Genomic DNA, 3,064 nt, shown 5'->3' with positions numbered 1-3,064 from the left:
GGTTTCAGGGAAAGCGCCTTGCGGATTAACTTCTCGGCATCATCAAGCTGAACCCCCAGCTCAACGTAAGTATAACCAATATAATTGAGAACCGTCGCATCTTCAGGATTTTCTTTTAAAAGCTCCTGCATGACGGCAACACTCTGCTGCTCATCACCCAGTGAATGGTACAAAACTCCCAAGGCAAATTTAAGCTGATAATCTTGAGGAAATTTAGCCAATGCCTCCTTAAGCACTGATGCTGCCCGTACTCCATCACCTGATTTTTCATATAAGGATGACAACATCCGGTAAAGACTGGTCTTGTCAGCATAAACTTTGATCAGGGATTCGATAATCTCAATTCCCTGCTGATACAAACCCCGCTTTTCCAGTAGATAAGCTGCATGGATCCGCGCATCATAATAAAATTCACTCTGTGGATCAATAAGGGAAAAAAGCTCCAGGGCTTTGTCCCGCATCCCTTGAGCCTCCAGGCTTGAAGCAAGATAAAAAGTAATCCGCTCCTGGTCAGGATGTCGCTCGTGTAAAGGTTGCAGGATATCTATGGCTTCAGTATAATTTCCCAGCTGGAAATGAATCAATGCCAGTTTTACATCAATGCTCAGCGGGGCCTTCCCACTCTTTTTTAATCTGGAAAAAATTTTCAAGGCTGAATCAGTCTTCCCGATGGCAATATAAAGCTGGCCTAATCGCTCCATAGTTTTGAGATCATCAGGTTTTTTCTTCAATAAACGCCGATAGGTAACAATGGCATCTTCTTTCCGGTCAGTAAATTCATAAATAAGGCCCAACTCAAAGCGGGCATCTGAAAAATCGGGGTCTTTTTTCAGCACCTCCTGATAAAACTGTTCTGCCTTCTGATACAATTTAATTTCAGCGTATATTTTCCCCAGATAATAAAGCGGCACCACCTCATCCGGTTCTTTCTCCCGCAGGCGGTTCAAAATCTCAATTGCCTTTTCGTATTTCAACTGGTTGGCATAAAGAGACGCAAGAAAGAGGATAGCATCAGAATCATCAGGATTGCCGGCAATGATTGCTTCATACTGTTTAATGGCTAGTTCAATTTTATTAGTTGCCGAATATATACCCCCAAGAACCTGCCGGGCATCGGTATCATCAGGATCAATAAGCAGGGCATCCTCACATAAACGGCGCGCCTCCTCGACTTTGCCGGCTTTAAGCAGCAGTGAAGCCAATTCAACTTTCAAGAAGGCAGATTCCGGATCAGCATCCACCGCCTTCTGCAAATACTCCATGGATGCCTGGAGCTTATTTTGCTGACGTAACAATGAATAAATAGAAAAATAATAATAGGCTGCACCCAGGTGACGGGAAGAAACCGGCATGGCTTTTTTAGAGAAAGTCATAGTTACAGCCTGCTGTTCTTGCACCACTTTTGGCGCACAGGCACCATATAATATAAAAACAACCAGCAAAGCCGGGATGGCCGCGCTTTTCTTCATGGTTTATTGCCTTTTTTAAGTACCGAAAACTCAGCCAGTTCAACGTGGTAGCTCGAAGCCGAGGGAGGAAAAGCATAAAAAGCCAGCATAAAAGGCAATTCTCCGCCATTTGCCGGCACCATGGCTGCTGGGTTTTCCAACTTTCCAACCATCTTTCCATCGAGATTCTGCAATTCATCGGCGGAAAAGGTAACACCTCCTGAGGTGACCCTTTCTGCCAGGACCTTTCCCTGCCGATCAACGATAACACCTTTAATTCTCAGCTTCCCTACAACTTTTGGCGAAGTATTATAAAGTTTACCCCGGATGGCAATAACCCGCTTATCAGAAGAAAATATGTAGTTACGGCTTTCAAGACCAATAATCGAAAGATGTTTTTCCATATCAATGGAAAACTTCTGCCAGACAAGCATCCCACCCCAGACAGCCAAGCTCAAAACCACAAAAATCAGGCCAAGGAATAAAAATGTACGCCGGCTGTCCAAACGTACTTTCGCTGATTTTTCAGCCGCTGGAACACCCTCTTCAGTTTCAGTCCGGGAACCACCATCATCAGGCGCCGGCATCGTATTCTCTGACGTTTCAGCTGCGGCGGAAAAGTTTTCCGCGGGAGACAATCCTTCATCATCCATAACCGTCTCTCTGTTTTCTCCGAGGTCAGGCTTTTCCGGCTCCGGAGCAGTGGTCTTTTCATCATCATCATCAATATCCCAGGACAAATCATCTTCATCAGCAAAATCATCGGATAATTCAAAAACCACATCATCATCAACCTTCTCGTCAGTTTTTTCACCACCAGGCTGATTACTTTCACCTGTTTCCCCATTACTTTCCTCAGCCCCGGCATCAAGACCAGCCAGATCATCACCTAAGACGTCCTGCTGTTCCTCAGCCAGAACTTCGCCTGGTTCAAGCATCTCTGGCTCAACTTGATCATCTTTTGCTCCAGTCTCAGCGGCAATATCAGCTTCAATCTCAACCGCAGGGGTTTCAGGAACTTCAAAGGAAGAAGCTGACTTTTCCGCTGCTACTTCATCAATCACTGAAGTTTCCGACTGCTCAAATTCCACCTCCGGGGGGACAGGTTCAGGCAGAGAAAATACCGCCTGGCAGTGGGAACATTTCACTTTCACCGAAGAAGCATCAGCTGGCAACATTTCATCAGCCAACTGAAAAACTGTCTGACAGCGTGGGCAGGTAATTAGCATAATGACACATCCTCTTTCTATACTGGAAGGCTTGTGGAAGCATACCTAAAATAGTTAAACAATTGCAAGATTTTTCTCCATTGATTCAGGCCCGAACATCAATCAGCCCTGGAAGTTCATCAAGAAAGTTCTCCTGCCAAAATGCCAGCAACCGGGACGCGGAAACTTCTTCCACCATGATGGAAACTTTTCTTGAAAGTAAACCGGACAATCGTTGCTGAACTTCGGGAACCTGTACCTGCAATAAATCGTGTTGAATCTTGCCTCCCACCTGGATGGAAACCACCGTCTGTTTGCTCATCATTACAACCCGGGTTCCTATGCGGCCAAAATCAGGAAAATCAAGATAAAAACTCAGGGTCAGCAGTGGATCCATTTCATCCGCCT

The 3,064-nt window shown here is 45.4% G+C and carries 3 protein-coding genes; all 3 read right to left on the bottom strand.

The window, feature by feature from the left end; translation table 11 throughout:
• The coding region (locus U9P07_07320; protein ID MEA2109213.1) for a tetratricopeptide repeat protein at nt 1-1,469 on the bottom strand (1,469 nt) is incomplete at its 3' end.
• A complete protein-coding gene (locus U9P07_07315) occupies nt 1,466-2,677 on the bottom strand; it encodes a DUF3426 domain-containing protein (protein ID MEA2109212.1) in 1,212 nt (403 codons plus the stop codon). The genes U9P07_07315 and U9P07_07320, both read right to left, overlap by 4 nt.
• 85 nt (nt 2,678-2,762) lie before the next feature.
• Nucleotides 2,763-3,064: hypothetical protein (locus U9P07_07310; GenBank protein MEA2109211.1), on the bottom strand; the 302-nt coding region annotated here is incomplete at its 5' end.

This window comes from Pseudomonadota bacterium, assembly GCA_034660915.1.
In the GTDB taxonomy this organism is placed as follows: Bacteria; Desulfobacterota; Anaeroferrophillalia; order Anaeroferrophillales; family Anaeroferrophillaceae; genus DQWO01.
The sequence above is the reverse complement of the archived record's forward strand: the minus strand, read 5'-3'. Positions and strand labels throughout refer to the sequence as shown.